The organism is Reichenbachiella agariperforans, from assembly GCF_900142205.1.
GTDB classification, from domain to species: Bacteria; Bacteroidota; Bacteroidia; order Cytophagales; family Cyclobacteriaceae; genus Reichenbachiella; species Reichenbachiella agariperforans.
This window is the reverse complement of the sequence record NZ_FRAA01000002.1, coordinates 125,656-145,916: the sequence shown is the minus strand read 5'-3', so window position 1 is coordinate 145,916 and position 20,261 is coordinate 125,656. Positions and strand designations below refer to the sequence as shown.

Below are 20,261 nucleotides of genomic sequence, written 5' to 3'. Positions count from 1 at the left end.
AATAAATGGCCTTGTAGCTCAACTGAATAGAGCACCTGATTACGGCTCAGGAGGTTTCAGGTTTGAATCCTGACAAGGTCACCAAAGGGTTGGATTCATTTGAATTCGACCCTTTTTTGTTTTAAGGCAGCCTGGTTTAATAGAAGCCACCAACGTGACAGTACAACTCGAGATTTTCAAATGTAATCCAAAGCTTCTGGATAGGTTGGTTCGAAGATTATTGAACAGATCAGTGTATTTGGTTAAACTAAAAGTAGAATTATACTGAGTGGCTGTAGATGGAGTGTTTGGTCGAGAATCTCAAATATTAAAAAATGGACTCAATACGCAAGGAAGTATAGTATCTATTCGGAAACAATAGGCTATTAAAATAGGCGTATGATTCTAGCACGGCTCATCAAGCCACATGGTGAATGAGTAAAGACTGGGAGATGAAGGAAAATGGATAAATAAGTTCATGGTGACTTTTTATTATATAAGGACTATCACCTCTGGGTACATTTTACATTTTTTTATCAGTAATAGGGGTTGGGTTCTTTGAATAGTTCAATTTTTGGTGGAGGATTCAGGTGGTGTTTTTGAGGGGGTAATATGCCTAATTGCGGTCAAAAACTAGATGGCACCAAAGGAGACACGTGGTCTTCAAAACAAACACTTGTGATTGCCCGCTTGAACACCTGTAGTTGACGCTCCAAACACCTGTGTTTGGAGCGTCAACTACAGGTGTTTGCGAAGTGCATGAAAAAAGCTTCTCTAGGGCGTTTAAATAGTGTTTTTGTACCCGGTCTTCGATTCATTCTTGGCTTAAACAGCATAGAAGTATAGAAGAGAGCAAAGAGGAACAGATATTGAAGGTTATATGTTTGGTATCTTGAATTAGTACAACTCAGGTAGTTGACAGATGTCGGGATACGGACTTGGATTCAGTACTAGCCAAATCCTCTACGGTTCTCTTAGTGTACAACTATAGCAAGCTGAAAACTGTTAGAATTGACCAAGGAATGGTGCAGCTGTAGGACTGTTTTTTTCTTCTTATTTATTTATCATTCATTGACCTCTGATTGAATCAGTCCTGCTTTTAGAGCATGTGTATAAGCTTCTTCGGTCGTATGTACTAGCACCATTTCGACTCCCTCTTTGGCTGTTTGTTTAACCAGTTTTTTATCCAGTTCTTTTTTCTTGCCCACAGCCCTGATGTAAATGGCTTTGACTCTTGCAGGATATTGCGCTGCGATATCTGCGTAGATCTCTGGGTCACGCTGCCCGCTGTCTCCGATGAGTACAAAAGATAAACTAGGGTAGAGTTTCATCAGTCGATGAATTTTTTGCGTTTTGTGCATGTGGCTGCCGCCACCAGATCTGATTAAGTCTTTGATCCCAGATTTAAACTCTTGTAATAAGAAAGGCCCCTTAGGTAAGTGTTTGGTAGCGAAGAAATCCACGAGGAAGTCATAGAGGTTCCACTCACTGCTACTGACGTAGAAGATGGGATTGGCACTGTTGTTCCCTGTGAGTGCCTGATAGAATTCTTTGACACCAACAAATGGCAATCTGGTTTTGGCATTTTTAGTGAGGATCAGTCGGAGCTTGCGCAGCAACTGTGTGGCATGGGATACCAATACCGTGTCATCGATATCCGAGATGATACCAAACGGAGCATCGGTATCTACGATCAGGACTTCACCAGTTTTGATACATTGTTTCGTCTCAGACGTATCATGGATGCAAAAATCTACGGGTTGCCAGCCAGTATGATCTAAAGGATGATCTACCTCGAACCAGTTCATGAAATAGCCGCACTCGTCAGTCTTGATGATCTTTTTTTGGCCTGAGAAAGAGATCTCTACTTGAATATCTGGAATGGCTGTACTGAGATAGCGCGCAATCATGTGGCGTAGATTCTTTCGTTTTTTGTCCATCACATGAGATAGCATTTCGGGACGGTTTTCTAACACCTGTCCTTTGATGTAGACGAGGTGACGTGTGCCATATCCACGATAAGGGACAATCGTCGGGGGGTGAATAATCCCTAGCTTTTTTTTGAGCCAAAGCGTAAAGCGAATGCCGATTTTGTGGAATATTGCGATGTGGATGTAGTTTGGTTTCCTATTAATACGAAAATAAAACGTTTTTAACTCTTATGAGTAAAGCTTCAATTTTGTTTGTGATCAATCCGATTTCAGGTGCGTCTGACAAAGATGACTTGGATCGTGTCATTGCCCGTTTTTGTGAAAGGAATGAATTGTCTTTCGATATCATGAAGACGACTGGAGAGTCCGATGCGCAGAATATTCGAGAAGCCATTGACCAATACCAGCCATCGATCGTAGTGGCGGGCGGTGGCGATGGCACGGTCACTTTAGTTGCCGAGCAACTGATCGGTTCTACTAGGATGTTGGCCATTCTTCCACTAGGATCAGCTAATGGATTGGCATCCGAATTTGAGATTCCTGAAGAATGGGATAGAAACCTAAAGCTACTCCTTGATCCCAAAACGATCACGATAGATGCCATTCGAATCAATGATGAACATCTGTCTCTTCACCTTTGTGATTTAGGCTTCAATGCAGACTTGATCAAGGAATTTGAAAGAGAAGGTCAGCGAGGGAAGCTTGGGTATGCTCGTTCGTTTGTTAAAAAAATGGCAAATCGTCGAGCCGGTCGTTTTAGAATCGTGACAGAAAGTACTAGTAGTAGGCATAAAGCCGAAATGGTGGTGATAGCCAATGCTTCTCGTTATGGTACAGGTGCAGTGGTCAATCCGCGATGTGACTTGAGTGATGGGCTACTGGAGGTATGTGTTTTCAAGCCCCTTCCGTGGTACAAGCTGCTCGCCCTCACATGGCACAGTTTTGTGGGGGAGTTGGAAGATTCAGAGTATTTTGCCATTTACCAAACGAGTGAAGTGACTATAACGACCCAAAAGCCCGAGACGCTACAAGTCGATGGTGAGGTGATAGATGCCGTGACGGAGGTACACGCCAAGGTCATCAAGGGAGCAATAACGATCGTAGTACCATAGTCATTAGTGTATGATACTGCGATTAAATTATTGCGGAGCAAAATATTTGTTTCTACTCAGCTGGGGTTTTATTATGTTCGTGGTGAAACGCAAGTGAACCCATGCATTTTCATGTTAGATACCCACAGTATTGTCATATCAAACCTATCGAAACACTACCGAGGCACGAGTCAGGATGCTTTGCGTGCGATCAATCTGAAGATATCCTCTGGCGAGGTATTCGGCTTGTTAGGGCCTAATGGAGCAGGTAAAACGACTTTTTTTTCTATTCTATGTGGGTTGATCTATCCCAGTGATGGGGAGGTTTCTTTAGCGGGTATGTCCATTGCCTCGAATCTGAAAAGTATCAAGCAGATCATTGGAGTAGTGCCTCAGGAGATCGCTTTGTATCCCACTTTGTCAGGGGAAGATAATCTACTGTTTATCGGTCGGATGTATGGACTGAAAGGGACGAAACTCAAAGAACGTGTGCAGTCTTGTCTGGATGACTTTGGTTTCGATCAAAACCGTCGACAAGCTGTGAAAAATTACTCAGGAGGGATGAAGCGGAAGATCAATCTCATCGCTGGTATATTGCATCAGCCAAAGGTGCTGCTGCTAGACGAACCTACAGTGGGGATAGATGTGCATGCTCGCAAGGAAATCCTAGCTCAACTACGACAGCTCAATCAACAAGAAGGCACGACGATTATCTATACCTCACATCACATGGAAGAAGCAGAGCAGTTTTGTGACCGGGTGGCTATCATAGACGAGGGGCAACTCATCACCACAGGGGTACCAGAGACGATGGTGTCGGTTGCCAACTGTCGTAGTTTAGAAGAGTTGTTTTTGCAACATACAGGGAAGAAAATTAGGGACTGATGAATAGAGTGATAGCTACCTGTATCAAAGAGTTGAAGCTACTTGCGCATGACCGCACAGGGATCACGGTGCTATTCCTAATGCCGATGATGCTGGTGGTCATTATGACTTTGATTCAAAATGAAGCGTATAAAAGTCTCAACGAGTCAGGTATTCCTGTGCTCCTAGTCAACTATGATTTGGATAGCCTGGGCTATGCGATAGAGCGAGGTTTTGCGGAGAATCCAATGTGTGATCTGACGCTGGATCACGGTGAGCAATTTGCTAGTATCGATAAGGTCAGAGAAAAGGTGCTGCATGGGGAGTACCTCATTGCGCTGATCATCCCATCGGGTGCGACAGAGCGACTCAGGACTGAACTAGGCCAGATGATGGACAGTTATCTCGATGGAGATTCGGCGATTAGTGTGGAGCAGGCGTTTAGCCAAGTAGAGTTTCAGATCATCACCGACCCATTGGCGAGAGAATCATTCGTGATGGCCATGTCGAGCGGACTCAAAGAAGTCATCGCGAGTATCAAAACTAAGGTGTTTTTTCAGATCGTGACGAGCAAAATTAATGGCGTACTCGGTACTAGCAATGAAGTGAAGTTCCCAGACGATGATTTCTTTGTATTTGAGGAGTCTAGTGCAGCGGCGGGTGCAGCGGAGAGTTACGAACCGAATGCTGTACAGCACAATGTACCGGCTTGGGCTATATTCTCGATCTTTTTCATCGTGCTACCGCTGGCGGGTAGTATGATTAGCGAACGCACGACGGGCGTTTATGTGCGGATGCACACTTTTCCCGGCTCGTATATTATGATCCTGTCTGGCAAGATTATCACTTATATCTGTATCGCATTGCTACAGTTTCTGATCGTGTTGGCATTGGGCAAATTTCTATTGCCGCTGATGGGGCTGCCTATTCTGCATATCGGGACGCATTGGGGCGCGCTGGCTGTGCTAACACTGGCCGTGTCTGTCACCGCAGTGGGCTATGGCTTCTTGATCGGGACGGTATTCGATACGCCGCAGCAGTCGGCGATATTTGGTGGGATATCGGTACTGATCATGTCGGCGCTAGGCGGGATATGGGTGCCGCTCAATATCATGCCAGAACACATGCAACAGATCGCCAATATCTCTCCACTCAACTGGGCACTCAAGGGGTACTACGAGTTATTTATCAAGTCGGGTGGTTGGGCAGAGATTCAATGGCAGGTGCTTAAATTGACTTTGTTTTTTGTTTTATCCGTTTCGCTTTCTTACTATTTTCACAAAATCAAAAGAAGCCTAGCCTAACACGACACGACGAGATGGGAAGAATTACTGAGGAGCAAATCAAAGAGGATTTAATCAAGTTTATCAAAAAGGAGATCGTCGACCCGTCGGTGGAGCTAGATCAAAACACAGTTTTGTCAGAGGCAGGGGTTGATTCATTTTCTGTGGTGGAGTTGGTGTTGTTTTTGGAGCGAAAACATGGGATTACTATAGGAGAGAAGAGTATGTTGCCTCAAAATTTCCGTACGGTTCAGACACTAGCCACGTGCGCTAGCAACTCCCAATAGACCGATGCAGACCTTTCCGCTTACTGGTTTTGATACTTTCCTTCTAGCACTAGAACAGCAGTACAACCAAAATGATATTGCTGGCAACACTTGCTACTATGTGATCGATCTGGAGGGAGTGTTAGATCATGAAGCCTTGGCGGATCGTATTATTTCCAACGAGTATTTTCAAGTGCTATCTAGTCTCCGCTACGAAAAGGAAAAGGCTTTGGGTATCCCTAAGTGGCACCTCCGAAGTAAGGATACTACCCGAATCGAACATTTCGTAACGGATCAGCTGATTCCTCAGGTGGTTTTGGACAGAAGGCTGGGTGCGGATGTAGGTTGTTTGTCTCTCGATACTGTTGCACGTAGTGATGGTCGCTCGACGGTGATACTTTCTTGGAATCACCTGTTGATGGATGGTTATGGAGCGGTGTTGTTTTTGAAGAGGCTCTTGGGCTCGGATGATTCTTTTGATCCAGCATTGCTCATGTCTTATCAAGCGCCCGTTTATAACTTGTCTGCTTTTTGGAAAGCAACGAAGGCTAAATTCTTTATCGATTATACTTCTCGTCCGAGGCTCTCCATGATTAGTCCTCCGTTGTATGATGTAAATTCTCAAGAGCGTGTGAGCGTGTTGGATTTTGATCCGAAACAGGTGAGACAGATAGAAGCAGCTGCTTTGCATAGCGGTGCACGGTTTGGGCGGAGTGCTTTCTTTTTGGCATGTATCGCACGAGCGGTGCAGTCGGTGCTGGTACAGCGAGGGGATGGGGTTCACAATTTTTGGATTCCCGTCCCTCGAGACAATAGACGAAAGGGCGCATTAGGCCCGATCATCGGCAATCGGCTATCTTTTCTTTTTTATCGATTGAAAAAGAAACAGATGAGTAGCATTGAGAGCTGTGTTGATGCGATCAATAATCAAATGAGAGATCAGATCAAACACAAGTCTCACGAGTCTTATAACCATCTCATGGATTTCATGAAATGGCTGCCGCTGAGTCTCTATTATTATTTGGTCAAGCGTCGTGGAGGCAATGCTATTGCCAGTTTTTTGTTTACCGTAGCGGCGGATCATCCTTCAGACCTAGAGACGATTATGGGGCAGCGTGTCATCAATGCCCTGAGTCTACCTGCGAATGCTTACCCACCAGGTCTGACTTTTGCGATGATGAATTTTCGTGGATCACTGAAATTGATGATCTTGTATCACACACAGGCACTCTCAGATGCTGAGTATTCGGGGATGGCAAAACAGCTCCAGCAAGAGCTATTGATGGATGAATCGCAGGGATGAAAAAGATAGAAACGGACATATTGGTCGTAGGGGGAGGCGTAGCGGGATTTGCAGCGGCGATGGCTGCTAGCAGAGCAGGGACTGATATCCTGCTCGTTGATAGACACGAGGCAGTAGGGGGCAATGCTGTGCATAGCAACGTCGGCACGATCTGCGGTGCATACCATCATCACAAAGAGGGGCAAGACTTTTTACCTGTCGATCACCCATTCTTAAAGAAAGTAGTAGCGGCGCTAAAATTAGAACCGATGGATTACCATCAGGGGTTAGTTGTCGCACCCTATCGTGTGGAACAGCTCAGTGCATACCTTCAAAAAACATTAGCAAGTCAGCAAGTGAAAGTTTGGACAGAAGCCGAAGTAATTGCTACCGAAACGAACGAGACAGAGCTTACTCATGTGAGGATTGATCGTCAGGGGGAGCAGTTCGAAATCCATGCGAATCAGTATGTAGACTGCAGTGGACGTGGGGTGCTCTCCGATTTGTCGGGGTTGGAGATGCTCAAATCGGAGCGGTATCAGATGGCTTCTCAGGTTTTTGCGGTATCGGGGTTGACGTCATCAGAAGCATATTCGTTAGAGTTTTCCATCAAAAAATCTGTGGTGCAAGACAAGAACGCTGCCTATGCAGCTGTACTCAAAACGATTTCGCTCGTGCCAGGTTCTTTGCAGGATGGCACTGCCAGTGTCAAGTTTACGCTGCCTCATGAGATTACTGATGAGGTCTCTCAGCATGCTTTGAACCAAAAGGGCAGTGAATGGTCCGTGCGATTGTTTGACTGGCTGGTGAAGTGTGTTCCTAGTTTTGCAGCGGCTAAGTTGGAGAAGATTTATCCGCAGGTGGGTATTCGGATACAGCAGCGATCCAGAGGACAGTATGTTTTGACAGAGGAAGATGTATTGTCAGGACGGAAATTTGATTCTGCAAATATCAAAGGGACTTGGCCCATAGAGGAGTGGAATCAAGATAGTCGGGTGGATTTGACCCATATTTCGGATCATGGTTATTTTGAGATTCCCGTTGAGTGCTTGCGCTCTTATCGTTTGGATAATTTATTCCTCGGAGGAAAAAACATATCCGCCACCGACCGTGCCATCGCCAGTGCACGTGTGATTGGCACCTGTCTGCAGACTGGATTTGAGGCGGGAACTTTAGCCTCTCAGCAACTATAACCGCATCTGTTTTCTGTCCATCGTATTTTTAGTTAGTATTGACCCCCATGTACAACGTATATCAATCGCTACAAGAGACCGCTACTCGCTACCCAAACCAGACGGCCATCATGGATGAATATGGTGCGCTCAGCTATGCGGAGTTATTACAGACGACGGACCAACTGTCTGTGCTGCTGCGTCAGGCAGGTATAGGTCAAGGTGTATTCGTAGGCTTGTTGACGGATAATAACCGTCATTTCATCATCGGTCTATATGCGGCTATCGCATGTGATGCGGTGGTTATGCCGATATTTCATAAGCAGAAGACTGCCGAGACAAACAAGTCAATAGTGACGGCAGAAATAGAAGTCGTACTGAGTGACGAAAACAATCGCTGGACTCAGGAAGGAATCACAGCTGAACCAGTTGCTGGTGATACAATTTTTTCCTTGACTTGGATTCAAAAAGGAATTCGTTCGGAGCAGTTGGCTCGGTTTGCCAATCCTGCCTTTGTGCGTTTTACCTCTGGTACGACAGGTCTTGCCAAGGGCGTGGTGATTAGTCATGAGGCCGTTTGGGATAGAATAGAAGCGGCCAATATAGCGCTCCAGATTTCGAAGGATGATCGTGTTCTTTGGGTCTTCCCGATGGCGTATCATTTCATTGTTTCCATCGTGCTGTATCTTCGGCATGGCGCGACGATCATCATCAACAATGATTTCTTAGCAGAGGAGATACTCGATAGCGTGACCAAACATGAAGTGACATTTTTCTACTGTGCGCCAATGCATCTTAAGCTGCTGGGGGCCTATCCCGAACCACGAGAGTTGCCATCACTGCGCTATGTGGTGTCCACGACGACAGGTGCTTCCTATGCTGTTTGTAAAGCCTTCGAGGACAAATATCACTTGCCCGTCCATCAGGCTTTTGGGATTATAGAGGTAGGGCTACCGATGGTCAACACTGTGGATGCTTCTGCGCACCCTGATGCGGTCGGTCAAGCGTTAGCGGCGTATGAAGTTAGTGTTCTTGACGAAGAGGGGCAAAAACTGCCAGTCGATGTAATCGGTCGATTGGGTATCAAAGGGCCTGGTATGTTTGATGGCTATCTTCAATCTCCCCATAGTAAAATTGAACGGTTAGAAAATGGCTATTTTATGACTGGAGACCTAGCGATAAAGGATAAGCGAGGAGTCGTGACGATCAAAGGCCGAGAAAAAAATGTGATCATTGTGCATGGCAACAAGGTGTTTCCCACGGAAGTGGAAGAGGTACTCAATACGCATACACAGATTCATCAGTCTAGAGTTTATGGTCAGAAGCATCCGTTATTTGGTGAGGTCGTCGTGGCAGATGTAGTGGCTAGTGAGGGCTTGAATATCGAAGTATTATTGAGCAGCTGCCGTCAGAAATTATCATCCTATAAAGTGCCACAGCGTGTACAAATCGTGGAAGAAATCGAACATACGGCGAGTGGGAAGATTGTGCGTGAGAAGAAGATGAGCTGAGTTTCTTCTAAGGTGTCAAAGAGAAGGCTCGATTAAATCATTTCATATCCATAGGCTTCAAAGAAGAATTGCCACTGTGTATTGATGGCTTTGATTTGGCTAGGAGAGAGGCTTAGGTGTTGGTTTTTTTGATAGTTGTTGGATTGTTTTACTTCCCGCTTGATCACGGTTCTTGCTTGATCGAAATTCTCTAAACGTAATTGTTGATAGATAGACTGTAGTTGCTCCATCGGGTCACGCACAAAATCTTCGTAAGCCACCTCTATGATTTGACTGTCGGGTATATCAGATTGGTCTGCTAGATATTTTCGGTGAAGCAGAGTGTAGGAGCGGATTATGAATGCTTCGATTGCCTCAGTAGTCGTGGTGTGAAAACTGAGAATGGGCAAAATCTTGTTGTAGAGTGCAGTATTGGACTGAAATACCTCATAAGGGTTTCGGTGGATATGTACGAAAAGTGCATCGGGATATAGCTCACGAATTTCTTTGACTCGGGCGGTATTGGAGGGGCTTTTGAGGACGAGTTGCTTGCCTTGGTTTTTGTAGGTCAGCTTTTGGATGAGGTAGTGTAAATTATTTTTCCATTGATTGCCATTATCATTATAGTCCCCCTCGAATGTGACCGTGCGGTCAAATATCTCCTGAATATATTTCGGAAAATAAAACGCATGGGTGAAGGATGTGGTACTCATATTGGCCATCCCGAATTCTTCCTCCGTAGGGAGTTTAGCACCTGCTTTCACATTGTCCTGAGGACGTGTGGCGGGCATGAACAGGTCTACGATTTTTTCTGTGATCTTGCCAGTAGTTAGCATGAGGTGTGGCACCAGAGCATCATTGGTCGTACAGAAGGCTAGCTGTGGATCCGTGCTCATGAGGTTGTGAAGGTAGGTCGTGCCGCTGCGGTGATGCCCTAGGATGAAAATAGGTCGCTTGACAACCGTAGCTTTGATTTTTCGATCAAAAAACAAATATTCGATCAGCTGAAATGGGGTATTTAGGATAGCAATCAGTGTGATGAATAACGCTTTGGGTAGCAAATACCAGTTGATCGCAAAACGATACTGAGCGAGCACCCTAATCCAAGTTTTGATATCCATCCCCATAGCTGTGTGCTTGAAAATATGAAAGTAATCTTTGACCTGGTGTTTTATCAGCATAGATTTATTTTTTGGTAAAACTAACCGATCCTTGTTTTTAAAATCTACTTGATCCAATTGAAAACTTATCTACGTCCTCTTGCTTTGTTTCTAGGCCTGATCAGTCAGTCATGGTGTCTGCTGGGGCAAACTACCGCGATCAGTGGGCGAGTACTGGAGCAAACGTCACGAGAGCCAGTCCCTTTTGCTCATGTTTTCCTGAAGGGAACGCAAATTGGAACGTCTAGCAGGCTGGATGGTGAGTTTCAATTGCAGGTCAAAAGTGATCATTTACCTACCGATACGATGGTCGTTTCTTCCTTGGGTTATATAACGCAGCAGGTGGTAGTCACGCAGCATACCGAAATCGAAGTGATGTTAGAGCCTGAGATGAAAGTCATGGATGATTTGGTCGTGACCGCTGGTGAGAATCCAGCATACATCGTCATGGATCAAATTATTGCACATAAGAATTCGAACAATCCAGACCGACTCCAAAACTATCGCTGCGAAGAGTATTCTAATATTCGTTTTGACCTAAACCATCTCACCGAGAAGGTGAAAAATAATTTCTTGTTGCGGCCTTTTGATTACATCTGGGACAAAGCGGACACTACTGGAGATGGTGTGAGCTTCTTGCCCGTGCTATTGGTCGAAAAGCAATCCGAACACTACTACCGACAGTCTCCGCTCAAACGCAAAAGTTTGGTCAGAGCCAAGCAGGTCACAGGGCTACCTGGGCCTAGAATTCTTGAATTTGTGGAAGAACTATACTTTACCCCCAATGTCTACGAGAATTATATGGTGATTTTGGAGAAGAATTTTCCCAGTCCGCTGATTGATAACTATCAGCTGCACTATGAGTACTACCTGGACAGTACAGGAACTGGAGAGGACAAAGAATACACGCTACAGTTTCTGCCGAAGCGTGCACGAGATTTAGCCTTTAAAGGCCAGATGACGGTGGACTCTGCGAGTTATGCGATCAAGTCGATCTCTTTGCGCTTTGACATCATGGCCAATGTCAATTTTGTGCGGAGCTATCAGGTAGAGCAGAATTATCGTGAGGTGGGTAGTGGGCAGTGGATGTTAGCCGAATCCAATGTGCTGGGAGACTATACAGTTGTGGAAAATTCGTCTGACCTGACCGGGTTTTTTGGGAGGAAACGAGCGGTGTTTGATCACTATGTGATCGATACAGCAGCGTACAAAAAGGCCTACGATGGAGTAGAGGTGATAGAAGAGCAGGCGGGTGCTGGGGACTATGACGAGTCCTATTGGGCGGCCAACCGAGTCGGTACACTTAGCTTGCAAGAGGAAGGCGTACAGCAGATGGTGAAGGAGCTGAAGCAAGACCCCGCTTTTGTCTCCCGAAAGAATATCGTGGTAGGAGTAGCGACAGGTTATGTGCCGTGGCGGTGGATGGAAATTGGAGATTTTTATACCTTCTACAGCAATAATTATGTAGAGGATTCTCGGTTGAAGTTCGGTTTTAGAACTAGAGAAAAGCTTGATTTCCCTTTGTCCGGTTCGGTGTACGGTGCCTATGGTTTTCGTGATGAGCGGTGGAAGTATGGTCTACAAGCAGCCTGGCGTTTGGGGCAGGCGGACGATACACGAGTCGGGTTTCGTTTCAAGGACGACATCATTCAGCTCGGTCGCAGTGTCAATGCGCTACCTATCGATCACATTTTGACCTCTTTCGTGCAGATTGGCAATACCGTCTCTCGTGTCTATGAGCAACGATGGTCTGGTTATTTGGAGCGAGATCTGATGACAGGAATGGTGGCGCGTTTGGGGTATTTTGATGCTATGATGAGTCCTACGGATACCGTGCAGTTTTATGAAATGGGACAGACGCATACAGCGCAGCACTATCGTGCCAGTGGTCTAGAGGTGACCTTCAAAATGAGTTGGCTCAATGATAACCTGGACGGGGATTTTTACAGTCGGCCGGATATGAAAAAGGAGTTTAGGAGGTTTCCAGACCTTGGGCTACAGTGGCTGTATGCTGATCGTGGCTTTGGAGGGAATGTTTCTTATCATAAGTTGACAGGCCAACTCAGCCAATATCTGCGAACTAAAAGCCTGGGCTATTTTCACTACCGAGTAGAGGTAGGGCTGACCGAGGGAACTGTTCCCTATCCATATCTCAATACGCCATTTGCTAATCAGCTCGTGCTATATGACGACATGGCTTTCAACCTAATGCACTACCTAGAATATGTGGCCGATCGCTATGTCACTGCCCATATTCAGCAGCACTTTGACGGATTGATTATGGACAAGATACCGCTGATCAATCGATTGAAGTGGCGCAGCTTTGTTTTTGCTAAGGGCTACTGGGGTAGCCTGTCTGCTCAAAACAGGAGCAGTTCCTATGACTTGCCACAGCAGACAGTAGGAATCATCGACCCCTACTACGAGGTAGGGTTTGGGTTGGAAAATATCTTTAAGATTGCGCGTGTGGATTTTGTCTGGCGGCTCAACGATACGACACTGCCCGACAGCTATCAGTTTATCGTGAAACCGTCGTTTCGTTTTTCTTTTTAAGAAGCTAGGTTTTATATACGGCGCTTATTTAGATGGATACGGTAGCGTAATAGTCACCTTGGTACCTTCATGAAGTTTTGACTCGAACGCTAGGGTGCCGTTGTGTTTTTGGATGAAACCATAGCTGATGGAGAGCCCAAGTCCTGTGCCTTTTCCTTGTTCTTTGGTGGTGAAGAATGGGACTGTGAGTTGAGGGAGGTCTTCTTCGCTGACACCATCACCATTGTCGATACACTCAATGATGACTTGATCGGCTTCTTGTCGTGTGTTAAGGATAATTTTTCCAGTATCGGCGATGGCATCACTGGCATTGTGGATGATGTTGATGAAGACTTGGTGTAGGTTTCCAATATTGCCGAGGATAATGAGCGGTTGTTCGTTAAAATTTCTTTCTATTTCTACCCGATCTTTCAGTTCGTTGGTGAGGAGGGTGAGGCTATTTTCGAGGATGGCATGTAGGTCACATTTCTCGTCAAAGGATTCTTTGCTTCGGCTAAATTGGTTTAAGCCTTTGACGATTTTGATTGCTCTGTCTGCACCTATTTTGATACTCCCCATCAGCTTTTTGAGATCTGGGTCTGTATGTAGTTCTGTGTTGTTGAGGTAGATTTCTAGTCCACGATACCCTCCCATGATGAAGTTGAGAGGGTTGTTGATTTCGTGTGCTACACCAGCGGTAAGTATCCCTAAGGATGCCATTTTTTCGGACTGGATCAGTTGCGCTTGCGTGTTCTGGAGGTCGTTCATGGCTTGGGTTAGTTCGGCGGTACGTTGTTCGACCAGTATTTCGAGATTTTCCCTGTAGTTTTCGAGTTCAGAAGCGACTTTTTTCTTTTCGGTGATGTCATGGAGTACGGTTTGGATGTACTGTTCATTGTCTAGCTCGACGAGATTGAGTCGGACAGAAACATCGAATAGCTCCCCATTTGGTCGCTGGTGTACCCATTCGAAAATTTGTGGTTCACCCTTGTAAACTTTTTCAAAGATCACATCTGACTTGTCTTTAGATCTTTGGCCATCGGGCTGGAACTCTGGACTGAATTTGTCAGGTGATCGACCGATCAGATACCCCGGCTCACATTGAAACATTTCATAGGATTTGGGGTTGCATGCTGCATAGCACCTGTCTTTGATCAGGATAATAGCATCGAGAGAGCTCTCGTATAATACACGGTATTTCTCTTCATTGTCAGCGAGTTGGGTAGTTTGTGTTACGTTTTCATCAAAGAGTTTTTGGTTCTCTGCTAGCTGATTTTTTAGCGAGATTTCAAGTTCTTTTTGCTTACTCAGGTCAATGAGGGTTCCTGTCATTCTGACGGCACGGTTGCTTTGGTCTTGCGCTATGACTTTACCCCTAGACTGAAACCAGAGCCAGTTTCCATTTTTGTGTTGGATGCGGAGGGTAGCTTCGTGTAATTCGTTGAGCCCTTTGAGATGCTGGACAAAAAGAGGGTGTGCCGCAGCGTAATCTTCAGGATGTACAAGTTTCTTCCACTTGGCTTGATTTAGGGGGCGAAGTTCAGAAGGATGGTATCCTATAATATCAAACCATGCATCGGATATGATGAGTCGACCCGTGGCGAAATTTAAATCCCACAGCCCTGCTCTAGTAGCGTCTATGGCAAGCCTTAACCTTTCTTCATTTTGTTCAATTTTAGCCGCGTTTTGTTTCTGAATAATGGAATAAAATACGAAAGCAAAAAGGACAGGAATCAATGCACCGAGGATGTCTTCGAACTCTTCTATATAAAAGAATAATAGAGCAAAATAAGCAAGCAGTAGAATTAAAAGTGAACCGAAAAGGAGACCGTCCATTTCAGTGATTTTTTTCCTTTCTCTAATGAGGATAATAAATGAAATAGTGATCAAAATTAGAGATATGGAATCTATTACATGCGTCATGATCAAGTTAGGCTTTGGATGATGATTGGGTGGATTTCCAAATCCACAAGAAGATGCAAAGTGATCCTAGCATGTAGAAGATATGTTCTAGGTAATCAAATAGGAGATGGAACAAGAAACCTTCGAGTATGGTGAACAACCAACCAAGCATGAGCAATGCGTAGCTACCCATTAAGTACCTCCAATGGGGTATTCTTGATAGGGTTTTGAAATAGATGATAGCAAATATTAGGACTATGACACTGATTAGAAGCATCAAGACTTCATTTTCGTATAGCATGGTTTCTTGGTTAGTCTAAACTATCTCTTTAAGATACTTATTGCTTTGTTTTTAAATGTGTTTTATAACAAAAATGTTTTGTTGACAGGTTTTAAGCTGTCATTTTTTTCTTTTATGACACGATATTCAGCATAAGGTTTTTAATTATTTCTGTCCTAATCTCTGTAACAAACTTACTTTTAAGTTGAGAAACGTAAAAGTAAGTTTGTTAACTTAAAAATAAGTTGTATCATTGTTTAGCTGATTCAAACAAACGCATAAAGCAATGACGACTTTAACTAAGGCAGAAGAGAAAATCATGAAGATTCTCTGGGGTATTGAAAAAGGTTTTATCAAGGATATCATCGATGAATACCCCAACCCAAAACCTCCTTACAACTCTGTTTCGACGATTGTTAGGGTCTTGGTACAAAAGGAAATTGTTGGGTTTACAGCTTATGGCAATTCACACCAGTATCATCCATTGATCAGTAAGGAAGACTATAGCAAAGGCCAGATGTCACGTCTGGTTTCTGATTATTACAACAACTCCCTTTCTAAAGTGCTGAGTTTCTTCTCGGAGAGTAAACAACTGGACGAAAAGGAACTGGATGAAGCGATGCGGATGCTGGAAGAACTAAAGGCCAAGAAAAATGGATAGGTTTTTAATATATCTACTGGAGTCTAGCTTGATTTTGGTCGGGTTTTATCTGCTCTACCATTTGGTGTTGAGGCCTGAGACCTTTTTTTCACTCAATAGATTTTATTTGATTACGATACTTCTGGTCAGCCTCATTTTTCCATTACTTAGTTTTGATTTTGGTACAGATGAATTGCCTGCGGTCAAAGCACCAATATTAGAAGTTAGTCAAGCCAGAAAGGCTTATTATGATGCTTTTGAGTTGTGGTCTTTTGATCATCTATCAGGCAATGTCGTGTCAGAAGTGACTTCAGTAAGCATCTGGTCAGGTATCAATTGGTGGCAACTGTCTCAGCAGGTCTTTGTTGTCATCTATTTGATTGGTGTAGTGGTTTGTCTCTCTAGAACTTTCTGGACTTTTCGATGGGTCTTTGGTTTGATCAGGCAGTATCCACTCCAAAAAATGGATGACTTGACACTGGTCAAAGTCGCCTATCCTATCGCACCTTTTTCGTTTTTGAAATTTGTCTTTGTACACGAGGTTATGATCGGCTCGACGGAGTTTGACCAGATCTTGGCACATGAACGTACGCATGTCCATCAAAGACACTCCATAGATTTAATTATTGTTCAACTTTTGGCGGCCTTTCTCTGGTTCAACCCTGTGATCTGGCAGCTGATTAAATCCCTAAAAACAACACATGAATATATAGCAGATAACAAAATAATGAATGCGGGTTATTCCTTGGTTGAGTACCAGTCTTTGCTTTTGAGACAATTGATCAGCAACAACTCATACGGGTTGGTACACAATTTCAATTTATCATTTATCAAAAAAAGAATAACCATGATGAAAAATCAAAAATCAGGCTGGTCGGGCAAAGTAAAAGTAGCCCTAGCCATCGCAAGTACAATTGTTTTTAGCGTACTGATCGTCCAGTGCAATTCCACAATGGATGAAACAAGCATCATAGAGAATGAAAGTTCAGTGGCAAGCATAGAGGCAAAAGGTGTCAACTTGCCTATACTTCCAGATGTTCCTTTTTATTCCTATTTACCCAGTGAGGACGCAGTAGAAATTACGATTGTCGAGGATAAAATCACCCTTGATGATGAGGATGTTCAGGTAGTTGACATGGCTCTTTCGGTTGCCGAAAAAATAACCGAGCAGGGGATCATCATTTTAAGCGTAGATGCACAGCAACCTATGAAACTGGTGAGAGATGTGCAGACAGAACTCAGAAGGGCTAATAGAAGAAAGGTTCTATATCTTGGGCAGACCACTACGGGAAAAATCATGGAATCCGCCATGCTGTTGCCCCCACTCCCAGGAGCACCTAATGAGCATGGGGTTAAGTTGCCAGAGATAGATGCGGCCTATATCGCTAAGCATGACCTCCATATATTGAGAGTAGAAATGGGAGAGGACAGGGGAGTGACAGTTCAGCAGGAGGTCTATGATTTCGTGACGAGTGAAGTTGCCGAGGAACGAAGTAATTATGTGGTTCAGGCAAAATTTCAGGATGAAGACAGCTACAAATCATATCTTCAGAACTTAGCCTATATACAAGAAGGGTTCAATCAAATCTATCAAGAGAGAACTCAATCCATGTTTGGCAAGAACTTTATGGATTTGAACAAAGAAGTTCCCGAAGAAAAGGAACAATACAATGCTGTTCGAAAAGGGATCCCAAGAGCCATCTCTATTTCTGAGAAATAAATTTTGGTGTCAATAGATTTGAAAAGGAGAATCCATGTAAGGTTCTCCTTTTTGATGTTTATAAAAGGGTGATACTCTACAGTCATGCTATCTTTGAGTATGAAAAAAACTCAAAGTGATAAATTCATCGTTGATCAAGAGCAAGATTGGGAAGTGATCGATGACAAGATTCGTCGGAAAATTACGGGCTATGACGACCGATTGATGATGGTGAAGGTGGCGTTTCAACAAGGCGGGATAGGTGCCATTCATGATCATCCACACACCCAGGTGACTTATGTAGAGAGCGGTTCCTTTGAGCTCACCATGGGAGACGAGATCAAAATCATGCATGGAGGAGATTCTTTTTTCGTCCCACCCAATACGCCACACGGGGTGGAGTGTCTTGAAGAGGGGATTCTCATCGATGCGTTTAGTCCAGTACGAGAGGATTTCTTGTCATAACGTTTTATGGAGCGATCACCAATTTAACTTTCTCGGTATAGTCAGAGGTGGCTATGGCTAGGATGTAAACGCCTTCGGTCAGACCATCTGTACGAAGGGTGAGGCTTTGGATATAGTCTTTTTTTTGCGTCATGATGGTGTTTCCATAAGTATCGTAGAGCGAAATAGTTTTTTGAAGCTCGTCAGGATGTTCGAAATATACTGTCAGTACTCTGTCACTACTACGGACAGGGTTGGGGCCATACGAGATACGCGAAGAACTGGTTTGCTCTTCAGTAGGAATCTCTCCATTAAAATACCGTTCGGCGAAAGCGAAAGCTTGGTGACCAATGCGGTAACCGATCCGTCTGCCGGCTATGTCATCTACTGGAGGATGGATTCCTCCCCAGATGCGAGACAAGCTGCACTGGTCTGAGGCATCTTGATATCGTGCCCATTGGAGTGTGAGATCTTCGCTAGGGCCAGTTTCGAATACCAAGAAATTGTCTTTTCGAGCGACAAACTCTCCCATGCCACCGGGGAAGTATTCGCTACCAGTGAGTAAAGAAAGTATCTCCGCTGCGGCTCTTGAAAACGTAGAATGTCCAGAAACATATCCTGCAAACGGAGGTGTTACAAAAGAAGGGCGCTGGTAAGGTTGCCACCTGGTCGCAGGTATCCAATCGACACGTTTGGTTTCGTCAGCTCCTTCGTAGTAGTTCCCAGGGACTTTCCAAGCCTTGATTTTAATCTCATTTTCAAAATTCCCAAATTGATTGATGGGGTCCGATGCAGCGATGATCTCTACTTGGTCAGGTATCAGCGGTATCCCAGCGGGGTGGTAGTTAGGGAGCGATGCGTCGCTGCTCTGTCCTCGTTCGGCCATGGATCGTATGGCGGAGATAGGACGGATGTAGTCGTAGTAGCCTTTGATTCCCCAAGCGGTGACCGCTACGTCATGCATGGCTCCTCCTAGTGCAAAATAAGATTTTACATTCCACTCTAATGCATCCATGGGCTGGTCTTCTCCTTTGTATTTTCTCTCGAAATCTGGATGGTCATTGACGTGATTGAGCAGAACGAACCAGTGACCAGGTGGTGTCTCTGAGTCTGGACCGTCTGCCCAGAACTCTGCCAATACACGCGTATAGTCTGCACGTAATACTGTCTGTGTTTCGTAGGGTAGACCTGTGACTGGATTGGTGGAGTAGCCTTGACTTATATCTCCTCCATTTTCAAAATCATAGAAACCGGGATAATCTGCTAAAGTTTTTGGGAGCTGGTCTAGAGGAATGTTACCTATGGAATTTGGCGAAATATCCCAGCGGACACTGTCAGTAGGGTCGTGATGTGACGACCACTGTGCAACTAGACCAAACCCCCATTGGTAGTTTTGCAATGCGGTATCGTCCGGAGCTAAATTCAAGTAGGTTGGATTGCCAGGATCCATATAGACGAGGTATTCGTGACCATCGCGTCTTTTTATATTTAGGTCTGATTCGTCCAAGGAAAAGGGGATCACCTGTCCCCACTCAGGACCGACGAACTTTGGTGTACTGGCTCCTTCGCTCAGGCCAGATTGACCGACGAACTCGTCGAAACTCAGCGGTTGCCATCGATTGGGGTCTGCAATGCGGTTGGTTCCATAGCCATCCGGGAACATGGCTGGGTTAGCTGTTTCGTAGAATCTACAGGCATAGTTATGCGCTTCATTAGAGCCATCATTTAGTCCATGAGCGATGATCTGTTCGGCGATATAGTTGCCTAAGTCGTGCGGATCGGTGGTGTAGCTTTCTGTACTGTAGTCTTCTAGGTTGTTCGGGTTACTTGAGTCTATTTGGCTAAGCAATTGATCGTATCGTCGCTGTAGGGTGGTAGAGGCTGCTGGAGAGTTTTTGAAGCGGTGCGTGATGAGACGGTGAGCTGCATAACTTAGAGCAATCTCTTGTGCTTCTTTTTGAGTCATCCCTGATGGAATATTAGTTCCCTCGTAAGAGATGTAAAAACCCCTGTGCTCATGGCCTAAAAAGTAGGTCGAAGCACTGGTTTCGTAAGCAGCCCATGCATCATACATCGCGGCAGAGATGTGAAACAGGTTTCGTGCATGGACAGTAGGACGTGCCTGATCATTTCTGATCGATTCGAGGAGTAGTTCATTCCACTGCCTAGCGACCGATTGGGCCAATGCAGTACCGTGCAGTAAGATTAGCAGGAGGGTTATTATCGATCTGAGCTGGAGTTTCATC

At 44.8% G+C, this 20,261-nt stretch carries 15 protein-coding genes and 1 tRNA gene; 12 read left to right on the top strand and 4 right to left on the bottom strand.

The genetic code is table 11. The features are described 5' to 3' along the window. Window positions 1–7: 7 nt before the first annotated feature. Window positions 8–84 (top strand) — tRNA-Arg (locus BUB99_RS06990). A 959-nt stretch (window positions 85–1,043) separates the two neighbouring features. Here the strand turns inward: BUB99_RS06990 and BUB99_RS06985 are convergent. After that, the gene (locus BUB99_RS06985) at window positions 1,044–1,955 is read right to left on the bottom strand and encodes an App1 family protein (protein ID WP_139280932.1); all 912 of its coding nucleotides are present in this window, start codon (window positions 1,953–1,955) and stop codon (window positions 1,044–1,046) included. A 185-nt stretch (window positions 1,956–2,140) separates the two neighbouring features. On the opposite strand from BUB99_RS06985, the gene BUB99_RS06980 reads away from it, so the two are divergent. From BUB99_RS06980 to BUB99_RS06950, 7 genes are all read left to right on the top strand, one after another. Further along, window positions 2,141–3,022, top strand: coding sequence for a diacylglycerol/lipid kinase family protein (locus BUB99_RS06980; protein WP_073120902.1), 882 nt, complete (start codon window positions 2,141–2,143; stop codon window positions 3,020–3,022). Window positions 3,023–3,133: 111 nt separating this feature from the next. Beyond that, window positions 3,134–3,886: an ABC transporter ATP-binding protein gene (locus BUB99_RS06975; protein ID WP_073120900.1), complete on the top strand. Its 753-nt coding sequence runs from the start codon at window positions 3,134–3,136 to the stop codon at window positions 3,884–3,886. Beyond that, on the top strand, window positions 3,886–5,169 hold the full coding sequence (locus tag BUB99_RS06970; protein WP_073120898.1) for an ABC transporter permease: 1,284 nt from the start codon (window positions 3,886–3,888) through the stop codon (window positions 5,167–5,169). The genes BUB99_RS06975 and BUB99_RS06970 overlap by 1 nt, the downstream gene beginning before the upstream one ends. Window positions 5,170–5,183: 14 nt before the next feature. Continuing rightward, window positions 5,184–5,435, top strand: a complete 252-nt coding sequence (locus tag BUB99_RS06965) for an acyl carrier protein (protein ID WP_073120896.1) — start codon at window positions 5,184–5,186, stop codon at window positions 5,433–5,435. Window positions 5,436–5,439: 4 nt separating this feature from the next. After that, on the top strand, window positions 5,440–6,717 hold the full coding sequence (locus tag BUB99_RS06960) for a hypothetical protein (protein ID WP_073120894.1): 1,278 nt from the start codon (window positions 5,440–5,442) through the stop codon (window positions 6,715–6,717). Continuing rightward, window positions 6,714–7,889 carry an FAD-dependent oxidoreductase gene (locus tag BUB99_RS06955; protein ID WP_073120893.1) on the top strand — a complete coding sequence of 392 codons (1,176 nt, stop codon included), beginning with the start codon at window positions 6,714–6,716 and terminating at the stop codon, window positions 7,887–7,889. The genes BUB99_RS06960 and BUB99_RS06955 overlap by 4 nt, the downstream gene beginning before the upstream one ends. 47 nt (window positions 7,890–7,936) lie before the next feature. Further along, entirely contained in the window at window positions 7,937–9,379 is a 1,443-nt protein-coding gene (locus BUB99_RS06950; protein WP_073120891.1) for a class I adenylate-forming enzyme family protein, read from the top strand. Between the two features lie 32 nt (window positions 9,380–9,411). Here the strand turns inward: BUB99_RS06950 and BUB99_RS06945 are convergent, their stop codons facing one another. Further along, complete coding sequence (locus BUB99_RS06945) at window positions 9,412–10,539, bottom strand: sulfotransferase family protein (RefSeq protein WP_073120889.1); 1,128 nt, start codon at window positions 10,537–10,539, stop codon at window positions 9,412–9,414. A gap of 57 nt (window positions 10,540–10,596) precedes the next feature. Between BUB99_RS06945 and BUB99_RS06940 the strand changes: the two genes are divergently transcribed. Beyond that, a complete protein-coding gene (locus BUB99_RS06940; protein WP_170863749.1) occupies window positions 10,597–13,071 on the top strand; it encodes a DUF5686 and carboxypeptidase-like regulatory domain-containing protein in 2,475 nt (824 codons plus the stop codon). 24 nt (window positions 13,072–13,095) lie between these two features. Here BUB99_RS06940 and BUB99_RS06935 read toward each other — a convergent pair whose 3' ends face one another. Further along, on the bottom strand, window positions 13,096–14,886 hold the full coding sequence (locus BUB99_RS06935; RefSeq protein ID WP_170863748.1) for a PAS domain-containing sensor histidine kinase: 1,791 nt from the start codon (window positions 14,884–14,886) through the stop codon (window positions 13,096–13,098). 632 nt (window positions 14,887–15,518) lie between these two features. Between BUB99_RS06935 and BUB99_RS06925 the strand changes: the two genes are divergently transcribed. From BUB99_RS06925 to BUB99_RS06915, 3 genes are all read left to right on the top strand, one after another. Next, window positions 15,519–15,893: a BlaI/MecI/CopY family transcriptional regulator gene (locus BUB99_RS06925; RefSeq protein ID WP_073120882.1), complete on the top strand. Its 375-nt coding sequence runs from the start codon at window positions 15,519–15,521 to the stop codon at window positions 15,891–15,893. Next, window positions 15,886–17,592 carry a M56 family metallopeptidase gene (locus tag BUB99_RS06920; protein ID WP_084190417.1) on the top strand — a complete coding sequence of 569 codons (1,707 nt, stop codon included), beginning with the start codon at window positions 15,886–15,888 and terminating at the stop codon, window positions 17,590–17,592. Before BUB99_RS06925 ends, BUB99_RS06920 begins: the two co-directional genes overlap by 8 nt. Before the next feature lie 99 nt (window positions 17,593–17,691). Then, window positions 17,692–18,036 (top strand): cupin domain-containing protein, encoded by a 345-nt coding sequence (locus BUB99_RS06915; RefSeq protein ID WP_073121776.1) that lies wholly within the window; start codon window positions 17,692–17,694, stop codon window positions 18,034–18,036. A 4-nt stretch (window positions 18,037–18,040) separates the two neighbouring features. Here BUB99_RS06915 and BUB99_RS06910 read toward each other — a convergent pair whose 3' ends face one another. Next, the gene (locus tag BUB99_RS06910) at window positions 18,041–20,260 is read right to left on the bottom strand and encodes a T9SS type A sorting domain-containing protein (RefSeq protein ID WP_073120876.1); all 2,220 of its coding nucleotides are present in this window, start codon (window positions 20,258–20,260) and stop codon (window positions 18,041–18,043) included. Window position 20,261: the final 1 nt, after the last annotated feature.